Origin of the sequence: Acinetobacter sp. MB5, from assembly GCF_003261585.1 — a bacterium.
Lineage (GTDB): Bacteria > Pseudomonadota > Gammaproteobacteria > Pseudomonadales > Moraxellaceae > Acinetobacter.
Genome location: NZ_POVU01000010.1, coordinates 27,000 through 44,697, shown reverse-complemented (window position 1 = coordinate 44,697; position 17,698 = coordinate 27,000). Strand labels below are relative to the sequence as shown.

17 protein-coding genes are annotated in these 17,698 nt (G+C 38.3%); 9 read left to right on the top strand and 8 right to left on the bottom strand.

Annotation, left to right across the window (positions count from 1 at the left end; all coding sequences use genetic code 11):
* The first annotated feature begins 566 nt into the window (after positions 1-566).
* Positions 567-1,103: a DUF924 family protein gene (locus C1A47_RS12385; protein ID WP_111895336.1), complete on the top strand. Its 537-nt coding sequence runs from the start codon at positions 567-569 to the stop codon at positions 1,101-1,103.
* A gap of 73 nt (positions 1,104-1,176) precedes the next feature.
* Here the strand turns inward: C1A47_RS12385 and C1A47_RS17780 are convergent, their stop codons facing one another.
* On the bottom strand, positions 1,177-1,536 hold the full coding sequence (locus C1A47_RS17780) for a hypothetical protein (RefSeq protein ID WP_205669591.1): 360 nt from the start codon (positions 1,534-1,536) through the stop codon (positions 1,177-1,179).
* A gap of 3 nt (positions 1,537-1,539) precedes the next feature.
* Between C1A47_RS17780 and C1A47_RS12375 the strand changes: the two genes are divergently transcribed.
* Both C1A47_RS12375 and C1A47_RS12365 read left to right on the top strand, forming a co-directional pair.
* Positions 1,540-2,580, top strand: coding sequence for a DMT family transporter (locus C1A47_RS12375; protein ID WP_111895335.1), 1,041 nt, complete (start codon positions 1,540-1,542; stop codon positions 2,578-2,580).
* A 665-nt stretch (positions 2,581-3,245) separates the two neighbouring features.
* On the top strand, positions 3,246-4,445 hold the full coding sequence (locus C1A47_RS12365; protein WP_111895334.1) for an MFS transporter: 1,200 nt from the start codon (positions 3,246-3,248) through the stop codon (positions 4,443-4,445).
* Between the two features lie 128 nt (positions 4,446-4,573).
* Here the strand turns inward: C1A47_RS12365 and C1A47_RS12360 are convergent, their stop codons facing one another.
* Positions 4,574-5,830, bottom strand: a complete 1,257-nt coding sequence (locus tag C1A47_RS12360; protein ID WP_227539778.1) for a glycosyltransferase family 87 protein — start codon at positions 5,828-5,830, stop codon at positions 4,574-4,576.
* 525 nt (positions 5,831-6,355) lie between these two features.
* Between C1A47_RS12360 and C1A47_RS12355 the strand changes: the two genes are divergently transcribed.
* The 4 genes from C1A47_RS12355 (at position 6,356) to C1A47_RS12340 (ending at position 10,294) form a co-directional block, all read left to right on the top strand.
* On the top strand, positions 6,356-7,039 hold the full coding sequence (locus C1A47_RS12355; protein WP_111895332.1) for a response regulator: 684 nt from the start codon (positions 6,356-6,358) through the stop codon (positions 7,037-7,039).
* Positions 7,032-8,663 carry a sensor histidine kinase gene (locus tag C1A47_RS12350; protein ID WP_162625943.1) on the top strand — a complete coding sequence of 544 codons (1,632 nt, stop codon included), beginning with the start codon at positions 7,032-7,034 and terminating at the stop codon, positions 8,661-8,663. The genes C1A47_RS12355 and C1A47_RS12350 overlap by 8 nt, the downstream gene beginning before the upstream one ends.
* Before the next feature lie 185 nt (positions 8,664-8,848).
* Positions 8,849-9,679 carry a hypothetical protein gene (locus C1A47_RS12345; RefSeq protein ID WP_111895330.1) on the top strand — a complete coding sequence of 277 codons (831 nt, stop codon included), beginning with the start codon at positions 8,849-8,851 and terminating at the stop codon, positions 9,677-9,679.
* Positions 9,680-9,697: 18 nt separating this feature from the next.
* Positions 9,698-10,294, top strand: a complete 597-nt coding sequence (locus tag C1A47_RS12340; RefSeq protein WP_111895329.1) for an undecaprenyl-diphosphatase — start codon at positions 9,698-9,700, stop codon at positions 10,292-10,294.
* 298 nt (positions 10,295-10,592) lie between these two features.
* On the opposite strand, the gene C1A47_RS12335 is transcribed toward C1A47_RS12340, so the two are convergent.
* The 3 genes from C1A47_RS12335 to C1A47_RS12325 all read right to left on the bottom strand — a co-directional run bounded on the left by C1A47_RS12335 (position 10,593) and on the right by C1A47_RS12325 (position 13,322).
* Positions 10,593-11,084 (bottom strand): flavin reductase, encoded by a 492-nt coding sequence (locus C1A47_RS12335; RefSeq protein ID WP_111895328.1) that lies wholly within the window; start codon positions 11,082-11,084, stop codon positions 10,593-10,595.
* A gap of 161 nt (positions 11,085-11,245) precedes the next feature.
* Positions 11,246-12,292, bottom strand: a complete 1,047-nt coding sequence (locus C1A47_RS12330; RefSeq protein WP_111895327.1) for a methionine synthase — start codon at positions 12,290-12,292, stop codon at positions 11,246-11,248.
* 37 nt (positions 12,293-12,329) lie between these two features.
* A complete protein-coding gene (locus tag C1A47_RS12325; protein ID WP_111895326.1) occupies positions 12,330-13,322 on the bottom strand; it encodes a DUF1852 domain-containing protein in 993 nt (330 codons plus the stop codon).
* Between the two features lie 413 nt (positions 13,323-13,735).
* Here C1A47_RS12325 and C1A47_RS12320 point away from each other — a divergent pair, with 413 nt between their 5' ends.
* Together C1A47_RS12320 and C1A47_RS12315 are read left to right on the top strand one after the other, a co-directional pair.
* Entirely contained in the window at positions 13,736-14,215 is a 480-nt protein-coding gene (locus C1A47_RS12320; protein WP_111895325.1) for a RidA family protein, read from the top strand.
* Between the two features lie 330 nt (positions 14,216-14,545).
* Complete coding sequence (locus C1A47_RS12315; RefSeq protein ID WP_111895324.1) at positions 14,546-15,445, top strand: LysR family transcriptional regulator; 900 nt, start codon at positions 14,546-14,548, stop codon at positions 15,443-15,445.
* A 361-nt stretch (positions 15,446-15,806) separates the two neighbouring features.
* Here the strand turns inward: C1A47_RS12315 and C1A47_RS12310 are convergent, their stop codons facing one another.
* Genes C1A47_RS12310 through C1A47_RS12300 form a run of 3 tightly spaced genes read right to left on the bottom strand, consistent with a single transcriptional unit; the run spans position 15,807 to position 17,571 of the window.
* On the bottom strand, positions 15,807-16,673 hold the full coding sequence (locus C1A47_RS12310) for an MBL fold metallo-hydrolase (RefSeq protein ID WP_111895323.1): 867 nt from the start codon (positions 16,671-16,673) through the stop codon (positions 15,807-15,809).
* Positions 16,674-16,695: 22 nt separating this feature from the next.
* A complete protein-coding gene (locus C1A47_RS12305) occupies positions 16,696-17,022 on the bottom strand; it encodes a hypothetical protein (RefSeq protein WP_111895322.1) in 327 nt (108 codons plus the stop codon).
* Positions 17,023-17,025: 3 nt separating this feature from the next.
* Positions 17,026-17,571 carry a sugar ABC transporter gene (locus tag C1A47_RS12300; protein WP_111895321.1) on the bottom strand — a complete coding sequence of 182 codons (546 nt, stop codon included), beginning with the start codon at positions 17,569-17,571 and terminating at the stop codon, positions 17,026-17,028.
* Between the last annotated feature and the right edge of the window lie 127 nt (positions 17,572-17,698).

Genomic DNA, 17,698 nt, shown 5'->3' with positions numbered 1-17,698 from the left:
TCATTGATGAAAGTGATTGCTTTGATATGGTGTCTGGACGGCCGATATAGCGATAAAGCATTCATCCGGACGGCAATATGTGGACGGATTCCTGACAAGCTTGATTTTTTCATAACTTACATAAGTTAAGTAACTTCATCATTGATGAAAGTGATTGTCTTGATATGGTGTCTGGACGGCCGATATAGCAATAAAGCATTCATCCGGACGGCAATATGTGGACGGATTCCTGATAAGCTTGATTTTTTCATAACTTACATAAGTTAAGTAACCTCATCATTGATGAAAGCTCATCTCAGTTTAATTGTGAATACACATGATTATTCGGTTCACCACCATTCTAGGACATCACTACATTACACAATTTATCTATTCTTCAATGAATGGATTCGGCATTAATCAATAAATCATGAACATATGTAGCTTAAGATGCTTATTAGATGTTATTTCGAATAAATTGCTTAAAACAGAGTAGAATTTAATGAAGAGATTCAGCATATCAATAAAGATCATCATTTTCTCATTGCTGCATTTATATAACTAAACAAATACAAGGAAAAAACTAAATGTATCAAACTGTTATCAAGTTTTGGTTTGAAGAGATTCAGCCTAGCCAGTGGTTCAAAAGTGAACCTGAATTGGATCTCTTGATTCGTGAACGTTTTACTGACCTGTTGGTTCAGGCGAAACGAGCTGAACTATTTTCTTGGCGTGACAATGCGATGGGGCGACTCGCTGAAATTATTCTACTTGATCAATTTTCCAGAAATATTTTTAGGGGGCATGCAGAAGCATTCAGTGCAGATTCACTAGCATTGGTCTTGGCTCAGGAAGCGATTCGTAACGGTTGTGATAAAGATCTGGCTCCACATATGCGTGCATTTTGTTATCTCCCCTACATGCACTCTGAATCCAGCGTGATTCATCAGGAAGCTCTCAAATTATTTAATCAGCCTGGTCTAGAAGGCAATCTAGAGTTTGAAATCAAGCATAAAGCAATCATTGACCGTTTTGGCCGTTATCCCCATCGTAATCAAGTATTGGGTAGGAGTTCTACAGCCGAGGAGCTCGATTTTTTAATGCTTCCCGGATCATCTTTCTAAAGTAACTTGGAAAAAAAGAACACCAAAATCTGGGTCAAAATTGAGAAAGAAGCTTTATTTTATAAAAAGGCATTTATAATGATGAGCTTATATAAAATTGAACACCATATGGCTCCGCAAACATATTTACTTCGCGACCAGAAGCACTGGAGATCAGTACGACAGCACTAGAAGGGGATTGACGTAACCATGACAATGCTGCATTGAGCAGTAAAGCAGAATTAGGTAAATCTGTTCCACCTGTAAGTGCACTCACATTAGGAATAACAATATCGATTCCATTCATTTGGATCGCAGCTTCTTTAACCCAAACCTTATTTATAGAATCACTTAAAAAAGGAGCGTAGACTCCTTTTATCAGTATCATGACTTTATTAATCAAATTTAAATTTTGATAATCATATAATACAAAAAATGAGGTCAGTGAATTCAAACAATGGATATCAAAAATATTGGTGTGTTATCCGCTTTAGGAGCAGCATTTTTATTTGGTGTAAGTACGCCCTTAGCGAAATTATTACTCAGTGATATTAATCCATGGTTACTTGCCGCTCTTTTATACCTTGGTTCAGGCGTAGGGCTTAGCATTTATCGTTTCCTTACCAAAGCGTCACCAGTGCATCTCGCTAAAGATGAAATTCCATGGCTCATTGGAACGATTGTAAGTGGTGGAGTCATCGCGCCTGTGTTACTTATGCTTGGACTGTCTCATTTACCTGCAACAAATGTATCACTTCTTTTAAATATGGAAGCTGTTTTAACCGCAGTATTGGCATGGTGTGTATTTAAAGAAAATGTTGATAAACGCATTTTTATTGGCATGATCTCGATTGTTGTCGGGGCTTTAATTTTAAGCTGGTCAGGTGATTTTAGTTTCTCCCATGCTTCAGCATCTTGGTTAGTACTCGCAGCCTGTTTGGCATGGGCGATTGATAACAATTTAACCCGTAAAGTCTCCTTAACAGATGCAACATGGATCGCATCAATCAAGGGCTTAAGTGCAGGTATCGTCAACTTACTATTAGCGATGTCTGTCAAAACAACTTTTCCAACCATGTTAAATAGCATTGGGGCAATGTTAGTCGGTTTCTTTGCTTACGGTATTAGTTTGACGTTATTTGTGATTGGTTTACGTCATTTGGGAACAGCGAGAACAGGCGCTTATTTTTCGATTGCTCCGTTTATTGGTGCATTGATCGCAGTCGTATTAGGAGAACCCATCACGCTTTCTTTGTTAATTGCAGGCGCTTTGATGGCTTTTGGTGTATGGCTCCATTTAACAGAAAAACATGAGCATTTACATACGCATCAAGAACTTTACCATGACCATGAGCATATTCATGACGAACATCATCAGCACGATCATGATTATCCTGTAGCCGAAGGTGTTCGTCATCGTCATTTCCATAAACACGAAGTACTACAGCACACCCATGCACATTATCCTGATATCCATCATCAGCATGATCATAAATAATCTATATTTTTTTTAAAGGTAGATGGTTAAAGTATTTTCAATTCATATAAGTCTCTTAAACGAAATGAAAAAAGCCCCGACATCATGTCAGGGCTTTTTTCATTTTTTGCGTCTTAGGGGCAACTCCTGTCATCCCTCACGATCCTGTTGCAAGAACTTATTATTTTTGTTTGATGTTCCGGAACATCCTGTTCCTCAATGAGCCTAGAATAAGAAATCTGACCCTGCTTGAATAGGGGACATTGCCCCCTATGCTTGTGAGATATGGCTTACAGCATTAAAAAAATTACCAAGGCAGTGATTTTTAAAAAGCACCAATGCGCAATGTTTAAAATTCGGGAGGCTAAAATTTTTCTATGTAAGTGTATTGGTTCAGAATTGATTGGGAAATTGCTTTATGTCAGGCGTGGGCAAAAGTGCTGTACATATCTAAAAGCTCTTTTGGCCAAGCTTTTGGAATTAGAAAATCAGCTCTATATCGTCACTTAAAAACCTGTGACCCGCTCAATTGAGATTAATAATCTCATTTGGACTGTATTTTTTTAGTCTATGTAAAAATAATCAATTAATTAGATCCGCTTAGGTGTAGATTAAAAAGTAAACAACATCTAAGCTTTTAATCAGTCGTTTTTATGGTCCACCGATGCCATGGGATGAGTGTGACGATGACAATACCTCCAAAAAGCACTAGGCAGCAAATACCATCAGGCGTATGGGTACTCGGTTTTGTCAGCATGCTGATGGATATTTCATCGGAAATGATTCATAGCCTACTGCCACTCTTTATGGTTACGGCACTGGGAGCAAGTGCGCTTGCGATTGGTCTGATTGAGGGTTTGGCTGAGGCCACTGCACTCATCATTAAAATATTTTCTGGTGCAGTCAGTGATTATCTCGGTAAACGTAAAGGCTTAGCCGTGATTGGCTACACGATTAGTGCACTCACCAAACCACTATTTGCCATGGCGTCCACGATTGATCTTGTGCTAACCGCCCGCCTATTAGATCGTGCCGGAAAGGGTATTCGTGGTGCTCCTCGTGATGCCCTAATAGCTGATATTGTGCCAGATCAATTACGTGGTTCGGCGTTTGGTCTACGCCAGGCTCTCGATACTGTAGGTGCTCTTTTTGGCCCATTGTTAGCAGTAGGCTTGATGCTACTGTGGGCCAACGATTTTCGTGCGGTGTTTTGGGTTGCTGTAATTCCAGGGCTAATGGCTGTCGCATTGCTGCTATTTGGTATACGAGAGCCAGATCATCAGCAGGCAACCAAGCGTACAAATCCGATCAAGCGGGAAAACCTAAAGCGCCTAGATGGTTCGTATTGGTGGGTGGTGGGTATTGGAGCGGTGTTTACATTGGCCCGCTTTAGTGAGGCATTTTTGGTTTTGCGTGCACAACAAAGTGGTATTCCAGTTGCATTAGTCCCGTTGGTCATGGTGGCGATGAATCTGGTCTATGCTCTGTCTGCTTATCCATTTGGAAAATTGTCCGACCACATGAGTCATAAGACTCTACTGGCGCTGGGGTTAATTGTATTGATTGCAGCCGATCTGGTGCTGGCAATGGACAATCACTGGATTATTGTGCTGGCTGGTGTTGCCCTGTGGGGTGTCCATATGGGAATGACTCAGGGGTTGCTGGCGACAATGGTTGCGGATACCGCACCCGATGACTTGCGTGGAACAGCGTATGGATTTTTCAATCTTGTCAGTGGATTGGCTATGCTCGTTGCAAGCGTACTGGCTGGATTGTTGTGGGATCGACTTGGAGCATCATTCACATTTTATGCAGGCGTGATTTTCTGCATCGTTGCACTTGTAGGATTAGTCTGGCAGCCAGTGATAAAAACAATGAAATCATAGTTTGGTTAAAGCAAATTCTTTATCAGTATAGACTTATATCCCCGCCAAATGGTCGGGGATGATGTCAATATATTGATTTTAAATTAAAATCCTACTGGTTTTTGAATAAGCTGTTATTTTTAGGAAAACTAAAGACTATATTCATTCTTTGTCGGAATATGACTTGGGAGGTGGCTATTATCAACGATACTATTTTGATTTTTAAAGCCGTACATCAAGAAATACCAGATCGCAATTGATAACCAGCAGAGTGGACGTAATGTCTCCGTAACAGGAGAACTGATCAGAATCATGCAACCAATGCAAATAAGGACTCCCCATGTAATCAATTTGTGCTGCTTTTCGATATGAGATTGACTCTTTAAAACCATATATGACAATGTCAGCAACGGCAAAATCAGCACACCAAAATAATGACTTTCTGCAATCGGAGTAATCAGTAATGACCAAATTAGAAAAGCGCTGATCAAACGTATTTCATCCAGCTGGTTGTGTATACGCATTGAAAAGCGGTACATAATACTTAAAGAAACAAATGCAATGCCCGCAACATAATATTTTACCCACGCGGCTGGAACCGATAAGGTCAACAGCAGTGCTTCAAAAGATTGATTTCTTGACTTAGTCGTATCCAGCAGTTGTTTATAGAGATCTGTAGTGAACTGTCGGTCTGTATTTGATTCAACAGCCTTTGAGCCAACCACATGAAACCAGTCTATATAGTCTGTCAATGTCGTGTGCAAACCCATTTTTAAAGAGGGCAACAATAGTCCCAAAATGAATAAAGCGATTGCAAAAGCGAAAGCATAATTCCATTTTTTCTTAAATATAAAATACAGGACTAGAGCCGCAGGAAATACTTTAATTAATGTGGCGAAAGCCAATGATATTGCAGATAAAACTACCTTATTTCTTTGGCTATAATAAAAAGTTGCGATAGAAAAGAAAATCACAAACTCAGATGCCTGACAGCGCATAATGCCAGACAACAGCAAAACACTTAAGGATAATAAAGGTAAGGCAAAATACAGAAATCTTGTATTTTTATCGGTTTCAAAGCCAAGCATGCGAATTGAAAAGACAAGGCTATAGTAAATTGCTGCAATTTCCAGAACATACCAAACAAAAGCCCCTAAGGCTAAAGGCATTAAGCTAAATGGCACCATTAAAATGGCAAAAGGTGGCAGATAGACATAGCGCCAGCCACGGATATTCTGAACATGATAAAGGTCCAATTGATAAAGAATCGCCTTGCCTGCTTCCGTATATACAGTAAAGTCCGTACGTTGGATATCGTCCCACGCCACTCGGTAAACAGTTGAATATGCAAAGATTAAAATAATGAGTGTAATCAACACATAGTAATACGGTCTAAATTTTTCCATTTGTTCATGCATCAATTGGTAGTTAGAAAAATAATTTGCTCAGATATAATCCATTACGAAAATTAAGGGTTAATTAGTAATCGGTATACTTTCCGTAAATTTTATTTTTATCCAAAGCTTTTTTTAAACCATTGCATGATATTTGCTGCAATACACACAGATCTGATGACTTGTTTTTTTAAATCAATCTCGACTTGAAGATGATGCTATTGCTTGATAGCAGGGTACAGATGAAATATTAAGTTTCCCCTTATGGTTTGAAATGCTTAAAAATCAATGTAGCCTTATTTTAAAATTTAGATTGTAAGTTGAATGCAATTCATATTTTTGAGAAAAATAGTTGAAAAATCAGTGCTGCAAGCCAGTATTGAAATTTTTTAAAAGCAATTACAAAGTTTAATCAATGCCTTAAAGCTTGTATCATGATTCCTGAATAAAACTGAATTAATTATTCGCAAATCAATGTGTTATTTATGCTGAATACAATTTCTAGCGGAATGAGTGATCTAAAGAAAGGAAAAAATCATGCGCGTATTATTGGTTGAAGATGATTTGATGATTGGTGAAACACTGACTGAAGCATTACAAGATGAGGCCTATACTGCGGACTGGGTGAAAGATGGAAAACATGCCATTTTAGCCGTTGAAACGCAAGCCTATGATTTGATTCTACTCGATTTAGGATTACCCGAAATTGATGGTATGGGCGTTCTTAAAACCATTCGAAATTCCAAACTTGAAACGCCTGTATTGATTTTGACCGCGCGAGATGCCCTAGATGACCGTATTAAAGGACTCGATGCTGGGGCAGATGACTATGTCATTAAACCGTTTGAACTGGGTGAGCTGCTCGCCCGAATGCGAGTATTAATTCGTCGTTCACAAGGAAAAGCTGAAAATTTACTGACTGTGGGGAATTTAAGCCTAGATACGGCCAATAAGCGCGTAATGCTGTCTGGCAAAACCGTGATTGATGTAACGGCTAAAGAATTTATGTTATTGACAACATTTATGTTATCTCCTGACAAAGTATTATCCAAAAACCAGTTGGAAGACTCACTATATGGCTGGGGAATGGAGGTTGAAAGTAATGCGATTGAATTCCTGATTTATAATTTACGTAAAAAGCTTGGTCATCAAACCATAAAAAATGTGCGAGGGCTGGGTTGGTATATTACTCAGCAAGAGGATGATGAAGGTCATGCTTGATAAACAGCCATCGTTAAAATTAAAAACAAACCGTTCATTATTACAGCAGGTGATTATATGGACGGTTGTCACGTTACTTATTTTGGCGGTTTTGGCAGGTGGATTTGCATTTTGGAATAGTTATCGTCAAATCAGTAATTTTCAAAATGATAACCTCAAAAATATTGCGAATTTAATTGCTGACAATGAAAACCAAAATCTAAATCATAAAATTTACAACAATTTGGCCCAAGATTCAGTGATAGATCCATTGTCTAAAAGCCAGCATTATCAATTATCTAATAATGACGATGGAATTAGTATTGATGTTTTTAGACTGGTTCAGCCTGCTCAAATTTCGACTGAAAAAAATACACTCTTGGAGAATCACACCCACACTCAGATTCAACTCAACAAAAGTCCTTTGCAAAGTGATCGCTTAACATTTCAACAATTACAACATTTTCCAAATGGCTTAAGCTCTCAGCAGATCGCTGGTGAAGAGTGGCGTGTTTATCGGCTAGATAAAAATCAGGCGATTATTATTGTTCGACAATTAACGGATTTACAAGCTGATTTAGCTGAAAGTAGTGCCATACAATCTCTTGCACCATTGCTTTTGGCTATTCTAGCTCTAGGGGCAATATTACCTTTAATCATGTGGCGCATGTTTCATCCAGTCAAGGTTCTGGCAAATACGGTGATGCAACGTCAGGATTTTGATTTTAGTCCATTACCTTTGACAAACTTGCCTGATGAAATTTTACCATTTATGACCGCAATTAATCAGTTGTTGGTACAAGTCAAAAATAATGTTGAGCAACAGCAACGGTTTATTGCGGATACATCGCATGAGTTACGTTCACCATTGACCGCAATCTCTCTACAGGTACAACGACTACAGCGTTTAGCAACAGATGATACAATTCGAGCAGGATTGGATAAATTGGCTTTAAGGGTTAAACGCAATCAAGATTTAGTTGAGCAATTACTTACTCTTGCACGACTAAATGCCAATCATGATCATATCCAACCAGTCGCTGTTCGTCCGCTATTAGAGCAAGCTGTTAATTTGTTATTGCCCATTATTGATAATAAGCAGATTCAGTTGGTTCTTGATATCAATAAATTTTCCCAGAATACTCACCATCAAGATGTTACGATCCATGCTGATGCTACAGCCATTTTATTGTTAATTAAAAATATTATTCAAAATGCGGTGCTATATACACCTGATGGTGGTCAAGTCAGTATTGCATTGAAATCTGTTGAAAACTGGCCAGATGTCTTAAAGTCCCAAAGTGTTTGTGTTATTGGGCCATCGCAACAAACGGCCTTTGATTTGCCTGCGAAACAAACCATCTTGCAAATTATTGATACGGGATGTGGAATTGATCAGGAACATTATCTGCAAGCTTTTGAGCCATTTGTCCGATTAAATTCCACGCAAGATATAACGGTTCACCGTTCTGATAATCTGGCAGCGAGTCAGGGACCAAAAGGTACTGGCTTAGGATTATCTATTGTAAAAACGGTCTGTGAACAGACTGGAATCTTACTATTTTTATCCTTGTCACAAGGTAGTGATTATAACTTAACCGCCAATCGGGGATTGTGCGTGACCTTAGTACTGCCCCAAGAGTGATTAATTAAATCTGGTTATCCATTAATCCCCGCCCTAAAGGGCGAGGATTTACGGCTATACGGATAAAAAGTGTACATGACATCTCTTTGATAAGAGTCGCTAAGTTTCTGCTAAGTCTCAGCAACGTATCGTAACACCAACATTCGTTCGTTCGCGTTCAACTGACGTAAGTAGGAATTTTAAAAATGCGCACAATCAATCATAAAATGAATTCTGACCTTAACCGCTCAGATATACCCTTAATCAATAAAGTTGCTGAAGTCACTTTTCTATTTTGGTTACTAAAAATTGTGGCAACGACCCTAGGTGAAACGCTAGGGGACTTTATTGCTCAAACATTAAATCTAGGTTATTTAACAGGAATCGCCATTACAGGTGTTGGTTTTCTGATCGTATTGGCTGTACAACTTCGCTTAAAAAAATTCATTCCTGTGGTGTTCTGGTTGGTGATTATCGGGACGACCACATTGGGAACAGAAATTTCAGATGCTATTGACCGTACCTTCCATCTCGGCTACACAGGAGGTAGTTTGCTCTTGTTCTCTGGCTTAGTGGCAGCCTTAAGTTTTTGGTATAAAAAATATCGTAATTTGTCAGTCTACCCAATCTATGAATTACCCAAAGAATTGTATTACTGGATCGCGATTTTGTTCTCAAACAGCTTAGGTACAGCATTTGGTGACTTTTTAGGAGATGCTTTAGGGTTGAGTTATTTACAAGGCTCAATGGTTACAGGTGGCATTATTGCATTGGTCATCGTGTTGCATAATTTCTCAAAAGTTAATCATATCATTTTGTTCTGGATTGCCTTCGTATTCACTCGTCCGTTTGGTGCAACTTTTGGTGATTTCTTGACAAAACCGATCGCAAAAGGTGGGCTGGATTTGGGGACACTCAATGCATCATTGGTCGCTATAGCTGTCATGGCTATCTTGATTGTGTTGTCGCACATTCAGCATAGCCGTCGTTTAGCGAAACATACCGCACATACCGATTTTCGTGTGTTAGAAGACTAATGGATTAGGGAAAATAAGATGTCATTAGAACCCTTTAATCTGCAACTTTTTCTGGCCATTAATGCTAGCCCCATGGCTCATTTATCGACGATTCATCTTGCAATTTTTATTGCCAATGATTTGTTATATCTGATACCGCTATTTTTGCTGGCTTACTGGGCTACTGGTGATCATATTCAAAAGCAAATTGCATTGAAATCAGTATGTGTGGCTTTGTTGGCATTAGGTATTGCACAAATTATTGGCCATGTTTATCCACATCCTCGCCCGTTTATGATGGGGATTGGTCGAACACTTATTTATCATGTGCCTGATCCATCATTTCCTAGTGATCACATGACATTATTTAGCTCAATCGCAGTCACTTTTTTACTGTCTCGTAAATATTTAATTGGTTGGGTTATTTTTATAATGGCATGGGCTGTAGCATGGGCACGGATATATATTGGTGTACACTTTCCATTCGATATGATTGGTGCGTTTATCTTGTCCATCAGCATTGCTTTACTCATGGAGCCAGTCTGGAAAAAAATTGGTAATCAATTCACTCAACCATTTGTTTATTTGTATGACATGATTTTGGCAAGATTATTCAATATTCATAAAGCAAATTAAAAAGTATCTTCCTGATCTGGAAACCTTAGCCGAAAGTAAGCCTATCTTTTAGATGGGAACATAGAGCATTCCATATGATGTCTTATACGATCTTAAAAATCATCAGAGATCATGAATGCTCTTACTTTCTCAATGAAGCAAGGCCGTTGTTTATTTAAAAAGAAAATCTAGATCATGTTTGAATTTAAATTATTCAGCTTGGCAAAGAAATTTCATCGGAATTAGATAAGCACGCAGGTCTACAATCATTTTCATCTTTAAATTCTTAGCGTGACAGTACCAAAAACATCATGCCGATTTAAGCGATTTCCGTTTGCCCTACCTGATGATAAGCACGATTAAAATAGACTAAACTCTGATCTTGCTCACTTTGTTGAATCGCAACAACACGACAGATAAAAATCGTATGTGTACCTACTTCCTGAATTTGATCAATCTCACAATCAAAATTCACCAAAGCATCTTGTAATACAGGTGCACCTGTTTCCAGTTCTGTCCAGACACCATGTTGAAAGCGTTCTTCTGAACTCAGTTTCGATGCAAACACATTAGAAATATGCTCATGCTGTGCACCTAAAACATTCACCGTTAAAATCTTATTTTCGACAAAATGGGTATGTGAACGAGAAGCTTTATTCATGCAGACCAATAAAGTCGGTGGTGTATCTGTAACACTACACACCGCAGATGCAGTGAAACCATGACGATCAGACATGCCTGCCGTAGTCACAACACTCACTGCGCTGGTTAACGAAGACATTGCATTTCTAAAGTCTGTTGCTTCAATCATCTTTTTGTTCCTAAATTGAACCGTACATTTTGTTTAGATTTGGCTATATCATGCGATTCGCATCATATAACCATGGACTTAAAATGTGTACTTAATAAAACAGGTACATGTTGAACTTGAAAGTGAGCTACCCAATTTATTTCATGAGTAGCTCTTTCACCTTACGCGATAGATGCGTATGACGTCGCAAGTTCTTTACGAATAATTTCAGCACCTGCACTTAATGCATTCAGTTTGCCGCGCGCTACTTCGCGTGCCAAAGGCGCCATACCGCAGTTAGTTGAAGGATAAAGCTTATCTGCATCGACAAACTGAAGTGCATTACGCAATGTATTTGCAACTTCTTCAGGAGTTTCAATGGTGTTGGTTGCAACATCAATCGCACCGACCATGACTTTTTTACCACGAATCAATTCAATCAGATCCATCGGCACACGTGAGTTTTGGCATTCGAGTGAAATAATATCAAGCTTAGATTTTTGCAGTTTAGGAAATGATTCTTCGTATTGACGCCATTCATTGCCTAAAGTTTGTTTCCAATCTGTATTGGCTTTAATACCATAACCGTAGCAAATGTGTACCGCAGTTTCACATTTCAACCCTTCAAGTGCACGTTCTAAAGTTGCAATACCCCAGTCATTCACTTCATCAAAGAATACATTAAATGCGGGTTCATCAAACTGGATAATGTCAACGCCTGCAGCTTCTAACTCTAAAGCTTCTTGGTTGAGGATTTTGGCAAATTCCCAAGCCAATTTTTCACGGCTTTTATAATGACCATCAAATAATGTATCAATCATGGTCATTGGACCAGGTAGTGCCCATTTAATTGGTTGTGTGGTCTGACTACGTAAAAACTTGGCATCATCAACAAATACAGGTTGCTTACGAGATACTTCACCCACAACAGATGGCACACTGGCATCGTAACGATTACGAATTCGCATTGTTTCACGTTTTTCGAAATCGACACCCTCAAGATGTTCAATAAACGTGGTCACAAAGTGCTGACGTGTTTGCTCACCATCAGAAACAATATCAATACCTGCTTGCAACTGTTCATGTAACGATAAGCTTAAAGCATCGCGCTTGGCTTGAAGCAGTTCTTCACCTTCAAGTTTCCATGCAGACCACAGTTTCTCAGGTTCTGCAAGCCAAGATGGTTTCGGTAAGCTGCCAGCCGTTGATGTTGGTAATAAAATTGCCATTTTAAATCTTCTATCTCTAAATTCTGTTTTGGGTTAATTAAGCAGCGTTACGCTCTACATTGTAGTTTTCAGCCCATTGTTCAAGAATGTCTTGATACGGCTTAATAAAGTTCTCTTCCGTCCATTTACCTTGTTTGACTGCAAGCTGACCACGCTCAACACGGTCATAGACAATGCGAGTCAATGAGTAATCTGGGTACTCTAAACTTGCCTGATAAACTTGCGCCGCTGATGAATTTGCATTGTAAATTTCAGGACGATAAATCTTTTGGAATGTTTCCATGGTGCTGATCGCGCTGATCAGTTCAAAATCTGTGTAATCACGCAGTAAGTCACCGGCAAAATAGAATGCTAAAGGTGCAACACTGCCTTTTGGCATAAAGAAGCGAACCTGTAAGCCCATTTTGTGGAAATACTCATCGGTACGTGAGTACTGATCTTGCTTATACTCAACACCCAAAATAGGATGCTCATTGGTCGTACGGTAATATTTACGTGCGGTTGAAACACTCAAGCAAATCACAGGTTGTTGATTAAACTCAGCTTTAAAGGTATCAGAGTTCACAAGGTATTGATAAAGCTTGCCGTGTAAATCCCCAAAACCTTCAGGTGCATAAGAGGTTGAGTTCTCTTTATTATGTTCTTTCAGTACCACGCTGAAATCATAGTCACGCACATAAGATGAGAAGCTATTACCGATCATGCCTTCAATACGCTGATTGGTATGATGATCGGTAATGGTGCTTTTCAGCATTTCGATAATCGGGAAAGTTTGACCATTGCCTTCAATATCTAAATCCGCAGAGATGATATCAATTTCCAATGAATAGCGATCACCATTTGGGTTATCTGACTGAGCTAAAGCATTGAAACGATTATTAATCATTCGGAGTGTATTACGTAGATTTTGCTCACGGCTCTCACCACGCGCTAAGTTAGCAAAGTTAGTCGTTAGGCGTGTGCTATCTGCTGGTTGATAGTTTTCATCAAAACGAATGCGTTTGATTGAACATGCAAACTCTTTACTCATGGTGATTGTCATCCTAATTTTTGAGATTAAATCTAAATTTCTTCAATGAAGTAATTTATACCCGATTCATGACATGAATAAAAATGATATTAATTCAATAAAAAGTGAGTAAAATTCACTATTGAAAATAAGAGGGGATTTTATAGAAATATTATGATGTGGTGTTTTGATGATAAATCAACCTATGTAGATCAAGAATACAGCAAATCAAAAGATGACCCAATAGCATCAGTATTAAATAAAAATGAATATTTCTCAGGTAGGATTTTAATTCACTATAAAGGAAAATTCGCTATAAAAATAATTTTCAGGGTATAGTCAAAATAAATGTCGAGATTGATTTTCAGCAGTAACCATTTATCTATTTAGACTAAATTTATAATATAAAATTATGTTTTATAAAGGAAATTTAAATGATTAATCATGATATCCGTTTTAATCAGGCAGCTGAAAAACTAGGATTCGATTTCTCTGAAATTAAAATTGGTGGGAAATATACTTCGCTCATCGAACATCATGGTTTGGCTTATATTAGTGGGCAAATTCCTAGGGTGGGTGATGTTGTTCAGGTCGCAGGAAAAGTTGGCCAAGATGTGAATCTTATTCAAGCACAGCTTGCTGCACGTATTAGCACCATGCGCGCTTTGGCGATATTAAAACAGCATTATGGTTGCTTGGAAATTATTCAAAAGATTTTGCAGGTGAATATTTTTGTTCATTCTGCTGCTGACTTTACTCAGCAAAGTGAGGTTGCTGATGGTGCTTCTGAGATTCTGTATGAAGTTTTTGGTTCAGATTTGGGCAAACATACACGGACATCCGTTGGTGTAAGTCAATTACCCAAAAATGCTGCGGTAGAAATTAGTTTTGTCGTGGCTGTTGCGAGTACTTAAATAGTGTACTCGATTAAAGATATCGTCTTAACTGGATTTTCATTTTTTGCGTCTTAGGGTCAACTACTGTCATTTCTCACGATCCTGATGTGAGAACTTATTATTTTTTGTTTGATGTTCCATAACATCCTGTTCCTCATTGAATTTAGAATAAGAAACTTGACCTTGCTTGAATATAAGACATTACCCGCTATGCTTGTGATATATATAGCTTACAGCACTAAAAAAGGCATGTAATAATATGAATATTAGATACAATCATTCTCCTGAATGAATGTATTTCGAAATTTTAAGTTAAGAAAAGCATATTGTGATTATGGAATAAGTGACATGTTTAAGCTCGACAGCAAACTTCTTGAGATTTTTTATTATATTTACAAGTATAAGAATGTTTCTGCAGCGGCTGAAAATTTGGGGCTGAGTCAGCCAGCAGTGAGCAACTATCTCAATAAAATTAGAACCCATTTTAATGACCCACTATTTTTGCGCGTGGGCAATGAAATGGTACCAACCGAGTTGGCTAAGCAATTATTTTCTCCAATCAGTGAAATTATTGGCAAGATTGAAAGTGTGAATAATTTTAAAGTTGATTTTACGCCGAATCAGTCTGATCAATTATTTAGTATCGCCATGACCGATGTATCACATCTAGTGTTGTTGCCAAAGCTCACCAAATACTTAAAACAATATGCTCCCTCTATTCGCTTAAAAGTTCGCCCAATCAGCCGTGAAACCAGCTATCAGATGGCGAATGGTGAAATTGATTTAGCCATTGGCTTTTTACCAGAATTTGATCAAGGTTTTTATCAGCAACAATTATTTTCCCAATATTATGTGGTGATTAGCCGCAAGGATCATCCACGAATTCAATCTGATCATCTAGATATTGAAACCTACATTCATGAGTCGCATGTCGATGTGGATACCAGCATTGGTCATTATCACATTGAAAATGAATTAATCAGCCGAGGTCTAAAGCGTAATATTTTGATGACATTGCCGAGTTATCTTGGTGTTGGACTGGTTGTACAGGAGACTGATGCTATTGCCACGATTCCTTATTATCTCAGTGAGGTTTTACTCTCGCGGGGTAATCTGAAAATATTACAAGCACCCTTAGACTTCCCGACTTATCCTGTACGACAATACTGGCATACCTCTTGTCATCATCAGAGCAGTAACCAGTGGTTAAGAAAAGTAATTTTTGATTTATTTAGCGCACTTCCTTAGCTAGAAGCTCATGTTATTGAAAGATGTGGTGAACACGCCGAGAGATGAGTATTGTGATCAATAAAAATCAATAAGATATCTTGAGATAATTGCCATATTGAAGCCATGAAAAGCCTGACATGTTGTCAGACTTTTCATACGCCATATCCGTAAGTCGCCCTGATTTTTGTTTAAAATTTATCCAGAGGTTTATCCGCAGAAATTGTGGATAATTTCAGCTATGGAGACATGGGTTTTTCAGAAAAAATTGATCAATATTTAATCAAAATTATTGGCAAAAGATAATAGACTCATTCCAAGCACCGCTTTTAAAGTTTTTAGATTGTTTGAAATTTAAGTTATTGATCTGTATAGACCTTATTTAACCATAAGTTAAATGAAGTTCTTCTAGATATGAAATCTTATATCCACCCGTTTTTTCATCAGAGTGAATATAAGCAAATCCTGATTTCCCAATATGCATACCTGCGATCAATTGCTTTTCTTCAGCCACTTGCTGTAGAAGTTTTTCCCGTGTGATTTTTGCCTGATTTTGATCATAATCAAAAGCAATAGAGACAGATGGATTGGTCAGTTGAATATTTGGGAAATGTACAATATCCCCCCAGATCAAGATACTACTTCTAGCTGATCCAATCTGAAAACCTGTATGTCCTGGTGTATGTCCTGCAAGTAAAATCGGACGGATTCCTTCAATGACTTCATTCTCATCAAAAAAATCTATGCATTTTGCATAGGCATTCAAGGTTCGACGAACCAGATCAAAATTACGTTTTCCGCGTTCAGTTGCTTGGTCGTATGCTTGATCATTCTGCCAATATTCAGCTTCGAAAGTATGTAAATACAGTTTTGCATTTGGATAAATGGGGTGTCCATTCTCAGCTAACAATCCACCAATATGATCAGGATGAGCATGGGTGATAAGAATGGTGTCAATATCACTTGGAGCAACACCAAGTTGCCCCAGATTTTTTAACAACAGACCCCCTGCATTATTGAGCCCTCCTGTGCCTGAGTCGACTAAAATTGTGTGTCCTTTGCCTTGAATGAGATAGCAATTAATATCAATGAGTTCAGAATGAATTACGCCTGCATCAGCTTGTATTTTCTCGGCAGACTTTTCATCAATTCCAGATAAAAGTGTCAGACTGACATTCATTTCACCATCATTCAATACAGTCACTAAAAAGTCACCAATCTGATGTGATTTAAACTCTGGATGATTCATTGATATTTCCTCAGTCTCATATTTAGTGATAGGCATAAAGCTGTTGATGGGGATAACCAAAGCATCGAATACGGGGTATAGCACCTAAAGTTTTCTGAATAATTTGATCGAGTTTGTGCATAAAAGAAGTCATCACTTCTGGTGAACGGCTCGCTAATAAGCGATAAATTAACTCAACATATATGGGATGTCCGCAACCAGATTTCACTGAAATATAAATGATATGTACTTTTTCCATCTCAGCGCCTAGATGCTCAACACATAAGGACTGACAATCTTGTGTCAACGATGAGACATCTGTCATGTGTTCAAACAGCTCTTCTGAAAGATAAAAACTAAGATTTGGCATACTTTAAACCTCATGACTCAGTTGAAAATAGGATGGATTTTGCAGTTGGACGGTCATGGGTGCATAGAGATCTACATCAGCGACTTGTGCAAGCTGTTCAGCGAGCAATCGAGGCAGAACATAAGCCACACGATAACTCGGTGATTGGTCTAGACCGATTGCCTGCATTTGTATTGGCTGTGGTTGAGCTGTTGTTCCATCAAATTGAAGTGGTTGGGCACTCAGCAACAAGACTTGATCTGCTGATACCGCAGGTGCGATTCCCTGAGTTTCATAGAGATTACGATGCCAATCGGTAATATTCGCCTGCCAACGTGCAAAATTGCCACCTCCCTTTTGTTTGTATTCATCACTGATGATTACATCTTGATTTTTAATTGTATGAACCGCGAGATAAACAGGGCATGCAGGTGTCAGTGCTTTAAATCGCTGTGAGGTGATAAACCCTGTCACTGAAATGAGGGCAGCTAATTTCTCGATGCTGTAAAAATCATTCCATTCTTGTTCAGTTTGAGCATCGCGATAACTACATTCTACGGTATATAACACTGATCCACCCCGGCATAAAAATAAAACAAGTCATCAATTTATTGACTTTTCATCATGCTAAAGGCTATTTATCTGGGTATAAATCGATATTATTTCATGATGTAGTGACATTTAATCACTGAGCCAA